Source organism: Candidatus Rickettsia colombianensi, assembly GCF_003664375.1.
Lineage (GTDB): Bacteria > Pseudomonadota > Alphaproteobacteria > Rickettsiales > Rickettsiaceae > Rickettsia > Rickettsia tamurae.
The window spans coordinates 40569-59096 of the sequence record NZ_RAQN01000013.1 but is presented as its reverse complement, the minus strand read 5'-3'; the positions used below and the strand labels follow the sequence as shown (position 1 = coordinate 59096).

Genomic DNA, 18528 nt, shown 5'->3' with positions numbered 1-18528 from the left:
TTAGCTTCTTTCTCTATTCTTTTTTTTCATATAGACCTCACTTTTAAGTTCTATAATTAGAGTAGCATTTATATTTTTTGTAAGCAATTAAAATTTTACTAGCAAATTCTCCACCGATAAACGAAATACGTTTAAAATAGAACTCGGCATTAGACCAAAGTAAATAATTAGTAGTATTAAAGGAGTTATTGAGATTATTTCATATTTATATAAATCTCTGAAATACATAATTTCTTTATTGATAATCTCACCGAGCATTACTTCTTTATATAATTTCAGCATATAAACCGCCCCAAGGATTATGCCGAGAGCTGCTATAAAGGTTGCTATTACGTTCACCTTATAAATCCCAAGTAGGCTTAAAAATTCACCGATAAATCCGCTAGTTCCGGGTAGCCCGACAGAGCCGAGCATAGCAATCATAAAAAATGTGGCAAGTACAGGCATTTTACTTGCTACACCACCATATTTAGCTATTTCTTTAGTATGCAATCTTTCATATAAAGTACCAACTATTAAGAATAAGCATGAAGAAATCACGCCATGGCTAAGCATCTGAAATATTGCTCCGCTAACTCCGGCTTCAGTAAAGCTAAAAATACCTATCGTAACATATCCCATATGTGCAATTGATGAATAGGCTATCATCTTTTTCATATCTTTTTGAGCAAAAGCAACAAGGGACGCATATATTATAGCAATAACGCTAAGGTAAATTACGTAAATTGCAAATTCTTGTGATACACTCGGAAATAGCGGTAGTAATACTCTTAAAAAACCATAACCACCGAGTTTGAGCAAAATACCGGCAAGAATAACCGAGCCGCTAGTTGGAGCTTGTACGTGTCCATCGGGTAGCCAAGTATGAAACGGAATCATAGGAATTTTAACGGCAAAAGCAATAAAGATAGCCCACCATAAAATTTGCTGAGCAAATAACGGGATGTTATAGGTAAGTTCAGAAATATAGGTTAAATCAAAACTATGAATTTTGCTGTAAATATAAATTAATGAAAGTAGAAAAAATACTGAACCAAAGAAAGTATATAAGAAGAATTTAAGAGCTGCATATATTCTATTCTCACCACCCCAGATGCCTATAATGATATACATCGGCACTAATATTACTTCAAAAAAGAGATAGAATAATAATAAATTTACAGAGGTAAATGCCCCTATACAAAAAGATTCCATTAATAAAAAACATACTAAATATTCTTTAATATATTTTTTAACGGTAAATAAGCTTCCGATTATACAAATAAGAGTAAGCAAGGAAGTTAGAGCCACGAAAAATATTGATATACCGTCAACGCCAACATGAAATTCAAGCCCGATTTTATCAAGCCAAGCGTAGCGTTCAACAAATTGATAAGCGGGGTTTGAGGAGTCAAACTCTATTAAAATATGAATAGTTGAGATGAATGTTAAAACAGAACTAAGCACTGCAACATACATTACATATATCGGTTTATCTGCCTTTTTACTTTGACTAATAAACAGCAAAATATATAGCACGCTTATTAGCGGCAGAAAAATACTGATAGATATAATAGGTAATTCTAACATTCTTTTAAGATTTTATGAGTTTTTTTATTAGTATATGTCATTCCCGCGAGGCATTGTTGCGTGGATCAATTCCACCGCTGTCATCCCGCGACTTGATCGCGGGATCCAGTCCTTTTTTAATTTTTTTCTGGATACCGTGGTCAAGCCATGGTATGACACTAAAAACCTTTCCAAACAAAATAACTAATTGTTACAACAATAAATGATACTATATACAAAGCATAATTAAAAACATATCCTGTTTGTGTTTTGCCGGTAAGAACGCTAAAGCAATTAACGACTCGTGAAAAACCGTTCGGTCCAAAACGATCGATTATTTTTTGATCGCCAAGATAAAATAAAGAAGCTAAACAGTTAATAGGCTTCACAATTAAGAAATTATATATCTCGTCGAAATAATATTTATTTCTTAGAATGTTGGAAATTAATCCAAGGGGTGTCATCCCGCAGCTTAACTGCGGGATCCATTTTTTTTGAATTCCGTGGTCAAGCCACGGAATGACAGTACTTGACTTATATAAGTAAATCCCAATAACAATTCCCACTATACCGACTGCCATAGGTAGTAATTTTATATATAAAGGCGGGTGGCTAATTAGTAATTTATAAATATGTAAATTAAATAGGCTTTCATGGAAATAACCGTTTGTTTTGTCCATAGAGAGTAAATAATAGCCGATCATACCGCTAAAAAAGCTCCCAGCGACAAGTAATATAAGTGGATTATTCATTATTTTAGCCGGTTCGTGAGCATGTTCAAAAACATCTTTTTCTAGCTTAGTTTTGCCATGAAATACCAACATAATAATCTTCATTGAATAAATAGCGGTAAGTATTGCTGCTACTATCCCAAAAATGAACATAAATGAGCCGCTACTATAAGTCGCTTCTAAAATCGAGTCTTTAGAGTAAAACCCTGCTAAAGGATAAATCCCTATTAGTGCAAGTGAGCCGATTAAGAAATTTCCGTAAGTTACCGGCATTTTATTTCTTAAATCACCCATTTTAAAAATATCCTGCTCGTGAATGGCATGTATTACGCTGCCGGCTGATAAGAATAATAAGGCTTTAAAAAAGGCATGAGTTACTAAGTGAAATATCCCGCTATTATAGGCAGATACCCCGCAAGCCATAAACATATAACCAAGCTGGCTACAGGTAGAGTAAGCAATAATCTTCTTGATATCGCTTTGCATAATAGCAATGCTTGCAGCAAAAAGACAAGTAACACCGCCGATAATCGTAATAAATTGTAGAATTAAAGGGCTATATTCAAACAAATACGAGCAGCGTGCTACTAAGAATACTCCTGCCGTTATCATGGTTGCTGCGTGAATAAGTGCGGATACCGGAGTCGGTCCTTCCATCGCATCAGGAAGCCATACATGTAAACCAATCTGTGCAGATTTACCCATACAACCGATGAATAATAAGAAGCAAATAATATCTAGAATAGAAAACTGTAACAATATTTTTGTATTAGATAATAATTCTGCAGATGAAAATACATCTTTGTAATTTGCCGAACCACAATAAACAATAATTGTTATTACGCCTAAGATAAAAGCAAAATCGCTGGCTCTATTTGTTATAAAAGCTTTAATCGCTGCTTTATTGGCGGATTCTTTTGAATACCAAAAACCAATTAGTAAATATGAGCAAACGCCGACGCCCTCCCAACCGAAAAATAACTGTAAGAAATTATCGCTAGATACTAGCATTAACATAAAAAAAGTGAATAAAGAAAGAAAAGACAAGAAGCGTATAATCCCCTTATCTTCGGCCATATAGCCAAGCGAGTAAATATGCACGACGCTAGATACCCATGTTACGACTATAAACATTATGCTAGTTAGCTGGTCGATATAAATCGACCAATTTACTTTAAAATTTCCAACCTCAATCCATGGTAATAATTTAATATGGATTATATTTCCGTCTAAGCCCGCATCACAAAATATTATTAATGAGAATAAGGCAGATAAAGATAAAAAGCCGGTTGCAATTACTTGAGCTAATTTTTTGTCTATTATCCTTACGAATAACTCGTTTATTATTGCAGAGGCAAGCGGTAACATGATGATCATTATGGAAATATTTTGATACATCATTATCCCCTCATCTGATTAATGTCGGTAATTTCAATTGAGCCTTTATTACGGAAATATATTAGTAATATTGCAAGCCCGATTGAGGTTTCGGCAGCTGCTACGGTTAAGATTATAATACTAAAAATTTGTCCCGATAATTCTTGCATATATACGGAAAATGCAACAAAATTTATGTTAACTGCAAGCAGCATTAACTCAATAGACATTAATACATTGATAATATTTTTGCGATGCATAAATAATCCAAACATTCCGATAGTAAAAACTAAGCTGCTTAAGATTAAATAATGATTAAGCGAAATATATTTATTCATATTTAATATTCTCAACACCTTTATTTAGAATAGGCTTTGTCATTAATACGGTATTTTCTTTATTGTGACGTAGTTGTTTTGATATATCTTGACGTTTTACTCCCTCACGCTTCTTTAGCGTTAACGTAATACATGCAATCATAGCGACAAATAAGATAAGGCCCGCCATTTGAAACGGTAGCATAAAGTCTGTGTAGAGTACGCCTCCTATTGCTTTAGTATTTAAGATATTATTTGTTATGGCAAATGATATACCGGAGCTGAAATTAATATTTTTGGTGCCAAGTAAAATAATTGTTACTAAATCAGCAAACATTATTAGAGCTATAAAAATACTTAAAGCAAGATTTTCTTTTAACTGTGTTATTGTCTTATTAAAATGCATATCTAGCATCATTATCACAAATAAGAATAATACTGCTACAGCTCCAACATAAATCACTATCAGCATCATAGCTAAAAATTCTGCTCCAAGCAAAATCATAAGCCCTGCACCGTTGATAAATGCAAAAATTAACCATAATACCGAATATACGGAATTTTTGCTTAAGACAACGCATAAGCTACTGATAGTTATTAATGTTGCAAATAAATAAAAAAATATAGGCATGGTGTTTATATAGGTTGTGTCTTATCGCTATTTTATCTTCGTAAAACTCGTTTTACAACATTAGGTTCTTTCTCAATAATCTTAAGAAGTAATTTTGCAGCTCCGGTAGGTAATCTTCTGCCTTGTTCCCAGTTTCTTAAAGTTGCAACACTAACTCTAAATGTTGTAGCAAATTGTTGTTGTGTTAATTTTAACTTATCTCTTGCTTCATGCACGTCTATATTAGATAATTTTATATCATGTTTATTTGCTTTTAATTTTCCTTTAGCGTATAAAACAGCCTCTTGCATTCCAATTAATATACTTTTTTCGGTTTGATTAGTATGTTTATTATTCATTTTTGCCTCTTCCGACATGTTTTTTGCATGATTTCGATGTCATTCCCGCGAAAGCGGGAATCCAGAAAAATAACATTAATATAAATACATATTTGACAAAGTAAACCTATATTCAAACATCAAACCAACAAAGCATTAGAAGAAAATTTCTCGATCATCGGAGTAAATAAGCTTTCTAGTTCTTTGCGTATTTCTTCTTTGTTTTCTACCTTTTGACCTTCTTTACTTAAAGTTAGCTCGCCTTTTTCTACATGACCAAGTACAGCCTCAATGATTGCTTTTTTATCATGTTTACCGTCCATATACCTAAGTGCAAACTTCTCAAAGAAATTAACGCCAATCGGTTCATGTTTTAAATTTGTAACCCACATAGAAGGTGTATGGGTTGCTTGATGTATTACCATTTTTGTTGTTTTAGGCTTATCAAGCTCAGGGTTATTTCGATGCTTCTGATTTGTAATACTAATATAACCTTGTAATACTAGCTTCATTGCATTATTTAAAAGCTCAGCTTTAATTTCGTTTAATTTAGTATTATGTAGCTTTTTATTAGCTTCAGCGGTTATTTTCTCAAAGCTTAACGGATTATTTAGATTCTCGCTGAAAGTGTATAAAATAGCTTTCATATAAGGTGAACTAGTTGTTAAGTTAGAGTCTTTATTACCGTTTAAGAAGAATTTTAAGGATTCTGAAGCATTATTAAGATCTACTTCTTTGAGTGGTTTTTCAGGCACTATATTAAAGATCATATTAAATTTCGTTATATCATCATTGTTAATATTTCTATTAATTTTCACATCACTATGACATAATAAAGTGGTTCTAAAACGACGATTCGTAATGAAATCCATATATTGTTCAGTTCTAACTATATCGTTCACCGCTTTTAACTGCTCTACTACTTTTGGTGGCATATTACCAAGATACATAGTCGAAAGATTACAATCGGCTAAATATTGTAAATTGTGCTTTCTTGCTTCATTCATAAATTCATGGAAGTAGAATTGAGCATTTTCTTCTTCTAGATGATCATGACGTAAATAATGATCGGTTTGTTTAGCAAGCAGTCCTGCCTCGGTTTTTAATACTTCTGCATAAGGAGTTTTAGAATTCTCTAAGCTATCCTTAACAAATTCTAGTAACAATCTAGATTGAGCTATTCTATCCCGTACATTTGCAAATGAGCTAGAATGATACATCATCATATCTCTAATAGTACGGACCATATTCCAACCCGGTAGAGTATTATAGCTAATATATGCTATTCCGTTTGGGCTAAGATTTTTATTACAAACTTCAAAAATTTTATCTCTAACGGTTTTTGGCACCCAAGAAATTACGCCATGGCAAATTATATAATCAAACTTACCGAAAGAATCATCAATATCGGTTATCGAACAATGATGAAATTCTATATTTTTCAGTCCAAGTTCTTTAACATTTTTATTTGCTTCGTCAATTTGTACCTTAGACAAATCAACCCCAACAAAATGAGTTTTTGGATAAAGAACTGCGTGTGGTATTAAATTACCGCCTGCTGCACAACCAAGCTCTAATATTTTTGCATTCTCGACTTCAGGAGCATTTACATCGAAAAGAGTTGCAAGTGTACTTAAGTGATAGGGGTGGGTAGTAGCATACGGGTAGCTCTCATATGGTACTTCATCATAAGTGTTATGATCTGAAACCGCACCGTTAAGAACTGATTGTATGGAATGTGATTTTTTTGCCGTCTTATCATGACCGTTAGGGGTAGAAGAAGAGTTAGTAGCTTTTGGGGACATATTTTTTCCTTATAATAGTTGGATTATTCGTGTCATCCCGCGGCTTGACCGCGGGATGACATTGCAGCTTTCATATAAATATTTCACAGAATTATTAAAATGGCAATCTATAATTAAACCCTACGCCAAATTCTCCAACGGCTATAGTTTTTTGATAGGATTTGCCGGCACAAATTGCCCCATTTTCATATCAAGCGTATCATAATTAATTCTTACTCTATGTGCCGTTTGTAATTTTGCAGTTGCATCAATACTTAAATTTGAAGTTACATCTTGTGAAATCCCAAGACCTGCTTGCCGAGCAACACAATGTTTATGAGTTCTTCTTACTTTAAAATAATTGCTATTTATAACACTCCACCTAGAAGAGATAGGCTTAACTTTTATTTGTGTTATTCCACCTCCAAGTATTACAAAAGGTGTGAAAGTTTTTATTTTTTCTAAATCATAAATAAGATTTAGCATATATATTTGGTAATACGGTAATATTACCTGGGGTTTTAGGCATAGTGAGACCATTACTTAAATTTTGCTGAGGTAATACGTAATGCAGACGATATTTATGTTGATAAGTTGCTGAGAATTCAATAGCTATCTGTGGATATATTATATAGCCTATTTTCCCACTATACATACTTGATTTTTTTAAAATTATTTCGGTATTTGAGTGTTTATGTCGGAATTTACTAACGACCGATTCAACTATTCCGCCTTCTGCTCCTATATAGAACCCTGTTTCTTTTGCAAAAGCAATGTTATTAAAAATTATGATAGTAATAAAAAATAATTTTAGTAATTTAGTCATTATAATTGCTTAAAAAATAAAAAAAATATTATATACCTACTTTATTAATGGTCAATCATATTTTTCCTAATTATGGAAGCAATTATACCAAATAGTAATAAAGTAATAGTTACAGTGAGCGAAACATATGCCGGAATCGCTATATAATGATGAATAAATATTTTAAAGCCGATAAATATTAAAATTAAAGCCAAAGAATATTTTATATAACTGAAACGTTCTGCAATTTCTGCTAAACAAAAGAATAACGCTCTAAGCCCTAAAATAGCAAAAATATTTGAAGTATAAATTATATAAACATTATTAGTAATTGCGAATATTGCCGGTATACTATCTATAGCAAAGACTAAATCTATTGCTTCTATCAGTACTAGAGATATAAAAAGGGGGGTAAAATATAGTTTGTTATTACGTTTAACAACAAATTTATCCCCTTCAAGATTAGGAGTAATATTTAGATTTTTTACTATTGACTTGTAAATATAAGAATTCTGTATATCAAAAGTTTTATGTGATACATAAAAAGTTTTTATACCGGTAGCAATGAGTATTACGGCAAAAATATATAATAACCAGGCAAATTTATTTATAAGAATAATACCGCCGTAAATCATTATGGCTCTGAATATTATTACGCCTATTATACCGAAAAATAAAACACGATGTTGATATTTCCCGGGAATTTTAAAAAATTGAAAAATAATAGAGATAACAAAAATATTATCAAGTGACATAGCTTTCTCAATGAGAAAGCAAGTATAATATTCACGAGCATGATCTGCCCCCGTATTATAGTAAACATAGATACAGAATAAACAAGCTATTACAAAATAGAAAAGACTAAAAAGTACGCTTTCTTTAAAGCTCATTACGGTATTTTTTTTGTGTATTATTCCCAAATCGAGAATCAGTAAAGCAGCGATTACCGTATAAAAGATAATCCAACTCATTTATTTATCTCTTCATTTTATATTGCATGTGGAAATATAACCCCCCGCCAAACATAACTCTTAGCTGAAATTTTATAGTATTTTCTCCTTGTTTTAAATAACGCTTTATATCAATCGGTAAATTCTTAGCTTGTAATGCTTGACCTTGGTCATTTCCATTGTTACAGTACCTTTTCTCATCTAGAGAATCAACATTAGTAGGGAGGCTAAGTAGCTTTGTGCCGTTGACATATATTAATGTGCAATCATCATACCATAAATCTTTTACTTCAAAATACTCAATATCGTCCATTATTGCATCTAAAGTTACTTTGAATTCTACAGTATGCAATATTGTATTGCCCGGTTCATTTGTTGCATCTATAAATGCCCCATCCTTTGGAAATGCCATAATGCTCCCCTGTGGTAACGGTTTTTTGTTTAAGATATAGTCACCTATTTTAGTTACCGGATTATAAGGGGTCTCAGGTAATTGGCTTGATGGAAAGTCGTTATAACCAACTTTTATAGGTAATCCTGTAGATTCTCTACAGCCGACACCTTGACCTAAAGGTTCAAACTTGACAACCTTTCTATCAAAATATGACAAACAATGGCGTTCTAAAGGTTTACTAGGATCAATAACTATCCAATTCGTTGGACATTTTCCTTTTGCAAGTTCTCCTATATCGCTTTCAGGCCATTCTGCATTACCGTGATTGTTACCGGAAGGAGCTTCCACTGTGCTAGGAATTTTAGCACAAGTAGGTACTAATATAGGAGCACAAAGATTCAGCTCTTGCCAAGTTTTATCTCTTACATCCTCAGTCTCAGCTTTATATGTCGGCTCAGGAGGAGTGTTTTCATCTCCTTTTGTATATGTCACTGTATAATATTTTGAAGGATCTACCGGTACTAATATTGGTCCTATGTTAGGTTCCGGCTTAATTCTATCTGTATACTCCCTACTTAAAACACATATTGGAGTATTAGCCTTATCGTTATTGGTATAGCATTTACTCGGAATCTTATTTATATTGCAAGTATAAATTGTAATACCTCTTCCTGGACCTGACACTGTTTCTTCTAGAGTACAACTTGTTAGATCTGTATCTTTTTTACATAAGCCAAGGTTTGGATATTTAACGTTATATTTATTTTTAAAATCCTTACAATTTATAGTATCGTTGTTGTTTAGTTTAGCAAGTACACAATTTGTCGAGTCATTATTGTAACCGGGAATAGGTGATCCATCAGGTAAAGTAGGAAGCAGCATAGGATTACAATGTTGGAAATTTTTCGGCATCAAGCAGGCATGCGTTCCACCTTGGATATATTTACCGTTTATATATTCTAAATGTTTTAAATATACCGCACTTGAGTCAGGATTTCCATTACTATCATAAGGTTCTTTATCGTCTTTATATTTACCGTGAATAGTCAACTGATTTAGAGCATTCTCTCCTGAAAACGGCATAGCAATATATTTATCTTCCTTCGGATCTTTAGGTATAAACGCAACAGAAGAACTATACTTATAACCGGCAAGCATTACTATGCTTTCTGTGTCAGTGGGGTTGGGAGGTGGAGGTCCGGCGTATGCTAACGGCGTGACAAGAGTGCTTGTTTCATCTATGATATTGTTGCCTTCTCTTACTTGTACTGAAGCAATGAATTGCGGTTTATAATAAGCATCGTTGAGATTGTTATTATTAGTACAGATAATTCCGGCATATTGTTTTGCACATTCATAAGCAGCTAAGCTGTAAGAATGATTTACTCTCGGTACGCAATCTATTAAATTACCGGACTCAAATAAGCAAATATTATTAGGATTTTGCTTATCGTCTTCGGTATTACTAATAGAGACATGAAGCTTTCTATCTTTACCGTTATTGTCTTTTAAGGTGACATCTGTCTTTATAGGCATTAAGCTAGTTGTATCTTGTTTTTGTACCTCAGGAAATTTTACGCTTACATCCTTAAATTCGCCGATATTAACTCCCCATACTTTTTGGCAGGTAGTTGAATTAGAACTTGGACAGTCCGGTATATCGCTTATGTAGTAATCGCTAGGTGTTTCTACATTTCCAATTTTCTGCGAATATACTATTCTAAATCCCTCATTACAACCGTTAGCCGTAACACTACATGGCGTAGGAATTTCTGTATTAATACATGGAGTGCTGCCTGAAGTATTCTTACACGATTTAATTAAATCTTTAAAAGCCGTGTTAGTATGAGTAATTTTTGCTGAAGAAAAATCTATATTACGTGGTTCTACACAAGTTTTGAGGTCAGAGGGAGAACTCGTGCAAAGTGGAACAAGATTGCTAAAGCTAACACGTATGGTATTATTAACAATATTGTTTTTAACATTAATATTAGACGGCACTACACAAGCCGGACTAGTAGAAGATTGGTCAAACTTGCCGCTTGCATCTTTTATGCTACATACATTATTAGCACTAGCATTAATGCTAATATAATCTAAATTTGGACAATATGGCGGTGGAAAAGGTCCTAAAGGTAATTGTACACAACCAAAAGAATAGCTATCTACAGAACCGTTTAATGACCCAAGTGCTTCAATAATTTTTATTATTAAATCAGGAAAAAAATTAAAAATCTCTCCTATTGCATTAAGTATTGATTGAAGTACTTTTATAAATTCTGAATTTTGATCTATCATACCAAGAAGCTGCCCTAATAAACTTGGTAAACTTGCTCCTTTTACCGTTTCAACTAAAAATTTTAATACTTTTGCAATAGGACTAAGTTCATTAGTTTGATGAAGAGGTTGACGATTAGGATTCCAGTCCATCGGATCAAGATGTACACCGGAATCTGAAACAAGGTTAACAAGTCCAGGATCGCTATAAGCACAAAGTTTAGGAGATTTTAAAGTAACTATTTTTCCGTCTACACTGATTATCTTATTATCACTTTGTGTGTAACCGACTTTATTGAGATGTACTCCATCGGTATAACCTGGATCTGCAGGGGAAGGTGTAGCATTTATTCCGGGAGGCGGAGGCATATCCGGTACGGCAATTCTAGCACAAACTCTAGTTAGAGGTAGACCGTAACCTGTAGGCCATAATACACATTCTCCATCCCAATTTAAAGTAGAGTTTTGGTGCCAACAAGCTGCGGCATTACAGCTTTGAACTCTAATACGAATTTTTGGAGTAAAGTAACTACTATCAGGGGCTTCTTCTGCACATCTATTGAGTAAAAAACCGATAAATGTACCTGGGTAATCAAATTTTAATAAACAAGTATCATTATTGCGACCGTCGCTTTTATTCCAAGGAGGACACAATGTGCCTGGTTTAAAAGGTCCTCTTTTTACTTCATTTTTGCTGCCCTTATTCCAAATTTCTGTTCTCTCACTTTGACCGCAATTACATGGATCGCTAAGACAATCGACTATATCACCCCAAATAGATGCATATACATTAAATGAGAAAAATGAAAATAAGAAAAATAGTAAATATTTTTTTAACACTTTGAGTATTCTTTATGCTCGTTGTTTTTATAGTTCATAATAAATTATTGTCATCCTGCGAGCTTGTAGCGGGATCCAGTCCTTTTTAGTTTTTTTTGGATCCCATGAATAAATCACGGGATGACAGAGTGAAATATTAGTCCGTATTTAACTCATTATATAGGTAATTAACCCAATTATCCGGAGGACCTTGGTGTTGTTCAAGTATTTTTTTATAAATATCCATTTCCTCTTGTCTGCTTGATAAAATACGGACAATTCCTATTAAAGCGGCAATACTTAATTCAGAAGCTATCGATTTATTATCCTTACTAATTAAGAACATTCTTGCAGAAAGTATTAGCTGTGATAATTTTCGTATTTCCGGCTCGCTTAAACCTAAAATTTTATCTAAATCTTCTATTTTAATGTCAGACGGTAGAATAATTTTAGTATTAATTAAATCAAGCCAAGGTTTTATAGTATATTTTGGATATGACTTAAGATAAATAAAGTTGAAATTACTGACGAAAATACCGTTATTTTGAGATAAATTATTATAGATTAAATTTATATTATCATAATAAACCTCAGGTCTGTAAAGTTTATCAAAATTATCGGCAGCAAATATTTTAGGTTTTCTGCCAACTAGGCTTAAATGATAAGTAAAAGCATAAATTACTGCTGCACTAATACTTTGGTGTTTCTTTAAATTATTATTAAATTGTTCTAAAACTTTTCTCTCCGTCGGGTAAAATTGTTTAGAAAACGGCTCATCAGAAAGTTTATATAAATTAAACCCTATAACTTTCCCTTCTTCAATGTTAAGAGACGGTCCATCAAATAATCCATAATATAATTGTCCTTCGGTAAAAACTTTAAGTTTATCAAGTATTTGTATTCCTCCTTCCTCCTTAAAATCTTCTAATTTTAAAATATCGGAAAAAATACGTTTTTCTTTTTCAATTGATAAAATTTTATTTTTTAATTTCTCTAGAAAGGATATCTCTATTTTACTAAGAGGTGAAATATAATGACCACTGATTAATTTTAAAAATTCTAAAATGAAGACTTGTGATTTTTCTGTATCATCTACTAAAAATGGATTGATAATTTGTTTGTCCGGTTCTAACCATTTGCCTTCTATTGCCTCGATAAAAATTTTAGAATCATTATTATTAGAGATATAAATTATTGTTGGATCGTATTTAGTCGATTCTGATATTAAAAAGTTCAATAATACGGTTTTGCCGGTTTTTCCCGTACCAAAGATGCAAGTATTACCTTTATTCGTTTTATCATGAAAATTCATGAAATATGGAGTACCTTTCTCGGTTCGTAGTAAAGTTATAGCCTTACCCCAAGGATTATATTGATTACCGAGTGTAGTATTATGAAGAGTGGTAAGAGAAGCAATATGTTCTACGGATAATGGTGACATTCTACGTATAAAGGCAAAGTTAGCAGGTAATTGCGACCAAAATATTTGCTCAATATTAAGATCTTCTTTTACATGAATAATACCAAGTTTAAAAAGTTTGGTTGATGCTTTAGTTACGGCTGCATCTAGTTTATTTTCATCTTCTTCTATAACGGCAATTGAAATTTGCTGATTACAAAATTGCAAATCTAAATTAGCTGCATCAAGCTTATTAATCCCTTTGTGATTAAGTAAAGTTGAGTCGTTAGTAATTTTTAGAATATAATCTTGACCACGCAATTTGGATGTTACTTGTTTTTTGCTAACAAAGTAAAATATTTCAGTTATTATTAATTCAATCGGTAACTGTAAAAATTTATCTAGTGTATTAGAAGGAGTTTCTTGATATTCTTTTATAGATAGTAAAGAAGCGAATTTATTATTTTTCTCATGATCCGTAACTACCATTTTATCGCCGCTAATTGTATAAATACTTCTACCTAGTGCATCGGATAAATCTATTATAGGTACCAAACAATCATTATTATTAAGATTAGCTATTCGATTATATAAAAATAAAGGATTAGAAAAAACATTATCATTTTCAAATATTATACCGAGTTTTTCAGCACCAAATTCGTTTAAATCGTTTAAAATATTATTAGTGATATTTTCTAGTTTTTGAAAAGCTGAATCTAAGTAGTTATTTTCAAAATCAGTAATTAATTTATTAGATAAAGAATTTATTAAAGAGTTAAAATTTTTGATGTCAACTTTAGCAGAATCATGTACTATAGATATATATAAAGTATTAACGAATTTATCATTCCAATGGTTTTTTCTTTGCCATAGTGCATGAATATTTGCCGGTAATAATTTTTTGTAAGGAGTGGAATCGTCTAAATTTTGTTTTTCTCGTATTGTATGTAGCCAAAAAGCAAAATCATAATCGGTTATATTCTTTTTTATAGAAACTCTAACCATTTCACGTAAATTTTGTATGTTATCGCTTATTTTCTCTGAGTTAATGCCGTGTATTTTGATAATTTGTAGTAATTTACCGTCTTTGGTAAGTAAAGTATTTTCATTATAATGACATGCTATAGGTATAAAATTAGGAGCATTATAATTATATATATCTTTGTCAAATTTTCGTAAATCACTAAACACAAATAACCTGAATTTAAATTATCGTTTTGTATACTATGTAACATTTGGGAAGTCATCCCGCGACTTGATCGCGGGATCTAGAAATAACTTAACAATACTAATCATTTTATTATTAGTAAATGGATACCGTGGTCAAGCCACGGTATGACACAGAGTCACACAACGCCGTTTCCTACATGACGATGCCAATTTTCAAATTAAACGAGTATACAACAAAACTTTACCTTATTATTTATGTTTAATAAACAATTATTCACTATATGTAGTAATTTTTTGTAACCCTCCCATGTAATTTATCAAGACATCAGGTATAGTTATTGATCCATCTTCATTCTGATAATTTTCAAGTATTGCAACCATAGTTCTTCCGATAGGTAATCCTGAAGCATTTAAAGTATGAACTAAGGTAGTTTCGTTACTGCCGAATTCTTTATATCTTGCTTTCATTCTACGTGCTTGAAAATCTCCACAATTAGAACAGCTAGCAATTTCGCGATATTGCTTTTGTCCCGGAAGCCATACTTCTATATCATAGGTTTTTTTTGCCGCAAACCCCATATCTCCGGTGCAAAGTAACATAACACGATAAGGAAGATTCAGTTTTTGTAAAATAGTCTCTGATGCATTAGTTATATATTCATGTTCGGTTTTTGACTCTTCCGGAGTAGTAATAGATACAAGCTCTACTTTACCGAATTGATGTAATCTAATCATACCTCTTGTATCTCTACCGCTACTACCTGCTTCTGATCTAAAGCACGGGGTGTAAGCAACATAACGCATCGGTAATTTCTCTCTCGGTATAATAGTATCGGCGACTATATTTACTAAAGATACTTCTGCGGTTGGAATTAGTCTGTAACCATTTGTTGTTGCAAAAGACTCTTCGGCAAATTTAGGTAGTTGTCCTGCATTATACATAGCATTATCTCGAACTAATACCGGAGGTGATATCTCAAAGAAGTCAAACTCTTTAGTATGAACATCAATCATAAAATTAATTAAAGCACGTTCTAGCTTTGCTAAATCACCTTTTAACGTTACAAATCTAGCTCCTGAAATTTTAGCAGTTTGTTCAAAATCCATTAAGTTTAATTTTGTACCTAGTTCAAAATGCTGCTTATTCAAAGCATTTGGATTTGTCTCTCCGTAAGTACGAACTAATTTATTCATACTTTCATCAATCCCGTAAGGTACTTCTTCATCCGGAATATTAGGAAGCATATTTAATAGTTCATTTAATTCGTTATTATTATTTAGATCATGTTCGAGTTCTTCCAATTTCTCATTTATATGTTTGACATCTTTTTGTAACCCTTCAAACTCTTCGCCGCTTTTAGAGGCCATATTACCTAAAATCTTTGATTTTACCTTACGTGCATGCTGAAATTCTTGAATTAAACTCGTAATTTTTCTTTTCTCTCCGTCGAGCATAGCAATTTTACTAGACATAGGTTCAATAAATCTTTGGCTAAGCTTTTCATCGAATAATTCTTGATTTTCTCTAATCCATTTGATATTTAACATTTAGTGTCCTCGGTTTTTCTATAAAATTACATATCATTATTGAAGTTTCATATAATAAAAGTAGCGGTATTGCAAGAGCAAACTGGCTTAAAATGTCAGGAGGCGTTAATATTCCTGCAATAATAAAGTTAATTACCACGGCAATGCGTCTTTTTTGCTTAAGTGTTTGTACCTTAACTATTTTTAGTATATTTAATATTATTATCACAACCGGTAGTTGAAAAGCAACTCCAAAAGCAATAATTAAATGAATAACTAAATTTAGATACTCGCTAATTCTTGCTTCCAAAACTATCGGTACTATCATATCACGTTTTTCAAAACTAAGAAAAAAATTCCAAGCTTTCGGCATTACAAAGTAAAAAACAAAAATACTACCGCACCAAAATAAAATAGGCGACATAAAAAGAATAAAAGCGATAATTTTTTTTTCATGGCGGTGTAACCCGGGGCTGATAAATAAATAACACTCAAAAGCAATTATAGGTATAATAATAGTAAAAGCAGTAAAAGCTGCAAGTTTAATATAGGTAAAAAATGCTTCTGTAAGCCCTGTATAAATTATATTTCGTACCGTATCACCGCTTAGCTTAGCAAGCGGTTTTAATAAAAAACTATAAATATTGTCGCTACAATAATAGCAAATAGCAAATATAATTATAAAAGCAGTAAATATTCTAAGAAGCCTTATTTTTAATTCTAATAAATGTTCTTGAAAACTATATAGTTTCATAAAAATTCTGACTCTTCATTTCGCAGAAATATATATATCAATATTATAGACCTTTTTTAATAATTGTCATATCTTTTTAGAAATATTCACAAAGCCTAGTTTCTTTCTATATATTTTATAAAATATCGGTATAAATAACATGCTAAACAGAGTATTACCTAAAAAGAATACAGGCCAAGTAAGATATTTTGCACAAATACCGCCAAGGCTCGCTAGAATAATACGGCTAAGAGAGCTAAAAGATGCAATAATAGAATATTGTGTGGCAACAAATTCACTATTGCAAAGGCTAGCAAAATAGATAGAGATAATAGTTCCTGCAAAGCCTGCACAAAAATTTTGTACTGTAACGGTTATTATAAATGTCTTTATATCATAGCCGATAGTAGCAAGAATCATAAACATAAGAGGTGATAATAATTGAATAACTCCACCAATTAAGACACTATGAAATATACCCATTTTTATAGTTAAAATGCCGCCTAAAGCTCCCCCGACGATCATGATTAGTAACCCGTAAGCTTTGTAAATAACGGCAATTTCATGAGTAGTAAAACTTAAATCTAGAAATAAAGGAAAACTCATAGCCATAGGTATAGAATCCGCAGCTTTATATAAAAAGATAAACAATATAATTAGCAGTAAATATTGCTGTTTATTTTTTAAGGAGATAATACTTTTTTTAATAACTTCAAAATATTGTTGTAATCCTATTAAATTATTAGTTGTATGACGTATTTCTTTTGATTGTGGTTCTTTGATACACAAAATTACTATAGGTCCAATTAGAGTAATGAATAGAGCAAATTTATATACTGTATTCCAGCCGAAAATAATTGATGAATATAAAGCACCGACGCTACCAAGTAACATACCTAAACGAAACCCTATGCTACTAAAGGTGAAAGCCATTGAAAGCTCTTCTTTCGATGTAGGTCTCTCAATTCTATATGCATCAAGTACAATATCTTGAGTAGAACTGCAGAATGAAATAATAAATAAGATAACGGCAGTAATATATAAATTATTACAAGGGCTTATGTTTAAGAACCCCGTCATTGCTAGGATTAAACATATTTGTGCTACTAATGCCCAGCCACGCCTGTGACCGAATTTAGAACATAAAAAAGGTATAGAGTATTTATCTATAAAAAGTGACCATATGACCTTTAAGCAATACGGAAAAGTAGCTAGTGATATCGAACCTATTATATCAGTGGTGTATTTTGCTTCGGATAATTGATATGGAACTGTAAAAAAAATTAAATTGAACGTAAGACCGGAAATTAAGCCTAAAAGTAAAATACCGATTAAATATGTATGGTTATTTATGTCATTCCTGCGTGAATTGATCTTCAACGTCATTGCGAGGAGAAACTGTAAGTTTCGACGAAGCAATCCAGTAAAAAATTCTGATTTACAGAATTTTTTATTATTTTTTCTGGATTGCCACACTCCTTTCAGTTGTGGCTTTGTTGCATGGTTCACTTCCACCTCTGTCATCCCGCGAGCTTGTAGCGGGATCCAGTTAAAAATACTAATATTATTAGTATTTTTAGTTGTTTTCTGGATACCGTGGTCAAGCCACGGTATGACACCGAACACGTTTTTTGAGCCATGCAACAACGCTTTCAGTCGCTCGTAATGACAATTAGGTACACACGCAATAATGCCTCGCAGGAATGACATAAAGGAATGATTAAAAATTTTGTACACGAAATCTAATAG

13 protein-coding genes and 1 pseudogene are annotated in these 18528 nt (G+C 32.2%); all 14 read right to left on the bottom strand.

Translation table 11 applies throughout. The features are described from left to right. Window positions 1-87 precede the first annotated feature (87 nt). The gene (locus tag D6968_RS04490; RefSeq protein ID WP_121543707.1) at window positions 88-1569 is read right to left on the bottom strand and encodes an NADH-quinone oxidoreductase subunit M; all 1482 of its coding nucleotides are present in this window, start codon (window positions 1567-1569) and stop codon (window positions 88-90) included. Between the two features lie 27 nt (window positions 1570-1596). After that, complete coding sequence (locus D6968_RS06300) at window positions 1597-1728, bottom strand: hypothetical protein (RefSeq protein WP_281269448.1); 132 nt, start codon at window positions 1726-1728, stop codon at window positions 1597-1599. Further along, window positions 1728-3647 (bottom strand): NADH-quinone oxidoreductase subunit L, encoded by a 1920-nt coding sequence (gene nuoL, locus D6968_RS04480; protein ID WP_410519445.1) that lies wholly within the window; start codon window positions 3645-3647, stop codon window positions 1728-1730. The genes D6968_RS06300 and nuoL overlap by 1 nt, the downstream gene beginning before the upstream one ends. 32 nt (window positions 3648-3679) lie before the next feature. Further along, complete coding sequence (nuoK, locus tag D6968_RS04475) at window positions 3680-3994, bottom strand: NADH-quinone oxidoreductase subunit NuoK (protein ID WP_121543701.1); 315 nt, start codon at window positions 3992-3994, stop codon at window positions 3680-3682. Further along, on the bottom strand, window positions 3987-4604 hold the full coding sequence (locus D6968_RS04470; RefSeq protein ID WP_121543699.1) for an NADH-quinone oxidoreductase subunit J: 618 nt from the start codon (window positions 4602-4604) through the stop codon (window positions 3987-3989). Before D6968_RS04470 ends, nuoK begins: the two co-directional genes overlap by 8 nt. A 32-nt stretch (window positions 4605-4636) precedes the next feature. Next, on the bottom strand, window positions 4637-4942 hold the full coding sequence (locus tag D6968_RS04465; RefSeq protein WP_245969326.1) for a helix-turn-helix domain-containing protein: 306 nt from the start codon (window positions 4940-4942) through the stop codon (window positions 4637-4639). Window positions 4943-5061: 119 nt separating this feature from the next. Next, window positions 5062-6726, bottom strand: a complete 1665-nt coding sequence (locus tag D6968_RS04460; protein WP_121543695.1) for a methyltransferase regulatory domain-containing protein — start codon at window positions 6724-6726, stop codon at window positions 5062-5064. 94 nt (window positions 6727-6820) lie between these two features. After that, a pseudogene (locus tag D6968_RS04455) lies at window positions 6821-7531 on the bottom strand (outer membrane protein). A gap of 44 nt (window positions 7532-7575) precedes the next feature. Then, on the bottom strand, window positions 7576-8481 hold the full coding sequence (locus tag D6968_RS04450; protein ID WP_121543693.1) for a TerC/Alx family metal homeostasis membrane protein: 906 nt from the start codon (window positions 8479-8481) through the stop codon (window positions 7576-7578). 4 nt (window positions 8482-8485) lie between these two features. Next, entirely contained in the window at window positions 8486-11971 is a 3486-nt protein-coding gene (locus D6968_RS04445; RefSeq protein ID WP_121543691.1) for a hypothetical protein, read from the bottom strand. Between the two features lie 136 nt (window positions 11972-12107). Beyond that, window positions 12108-14540, bottom strand: coding sequence for a VirB4 family type IV secretion/conjugal transfer ATPase (locus D6968_RS04440; protein WP_121543689.1), 2433 nt, complete (start codon window positions 14538-14540; stop codon window positions 12108-12110). Between the two features lie 249 nt (window positions 14541-14789). Continuing rightward, window positions 14790-16067, bottom strand: a complete 1278-nt coding sequence (serS, locus tag D6968_RS04435) for a serine--tRNA ligase (protein WP_121543687.1) — start codon at window positions 16065-16067, stop codon at window positions 14790-14792. After that, complete coding sequence (gene tatC, locus D6968_RS04430) at window positions 16045-16800, bottom strand: twin-arginine translocase subunit TatC (protein ID WP_121543685.1); 756 nt, start codon at window positions 16798-16800, stop codon at window positions 16045-16047. The genes serS and tatC overlap by 23 nt, the downstream gene beginning before the upstream one ends. 66 nt (window positions 16801-16866) lie before the next feature. Beyond that, the gene (locus tag D6968_RS04425; RefSeq protein ID WP_177717337.1) at window positions 16867-18516 is read right to left on the bottom strand and encodes an MFS transporter; all 1650 of its coding nucleotides are present in this window, start codon (window positions 18514-18516) and stop codon (window positions 16867-16869) included. Window positions 18517-18528 lie beyond the last annotated feature (12 nt).

What these genes read in the sequence shown, in the direction of transcription:
- D6968_RS04450 (WP_121543693.1), bottom strand. Translation starts at nt 8,481, where the DNA reads ATGAGTTGGATTATCTTTTATACGGTAATCGCTGCTTTACTGATTCTC.
- nuoL (WP_410519445.1), bottom strand. Translation starts at nt 3,647, where the DNA reads ATGTTACCGCTTGCCTCTGCAATAATAAACGAGTTATTCGTAAGGATA.
- tatC (WP_121543685.1), bottom strand. Translation starts at nt 16,800, where the DNA reads ATGAAACTATATAGTTTTCAAGAACATTTATTAGAATTAAAAATAAGG.
- nuoK (WP_121543701.1), bottom strand. Translation starts at nt 3,994, where the DNA reads ATGAATAAATATATTTCGCTTAATCATTATTTAATCTTAAGCAGCTTA.
- D6968_RS04465 (WP_245969326.1), bottom strand. Translation starts at nt 4,942, where the DNA reads ATGAATAATAAACATACTAATCAAACCGAAAAAAGTATATTAATTGGA.
- serS (WP_121543687.1), bottom strand. Translation starts at nt 16,067, where the DNA reads ATGTTAAATATCAAATGGATTAGAGAAAATCAAGAATTATTCGATGAA.
- D6968_RS04460 (WP_121543695.1), bottom strand. Translation starts at nt 6,726, where the DNA reads ATGTCCCCAAAAGCTACTAACTCTTCTTCTACCCCTAACGGTCATGAT.
- D6968_RS04490 (WP_121543707.1), bottom strand. Translation starts at nt 1,569, where the DNA reads ATGTTAGAATTACCTATTATATCTATCAGTATTTTTCTGCCGCTAATA.
- D6968_RS04470 (WP_121543699.1), bottom strand. Translation starts at nt 4,604, where the DNA reads ATGCCTATATTTTTTTATTTATTTGCAACATTAATAACTATCAGTAGC.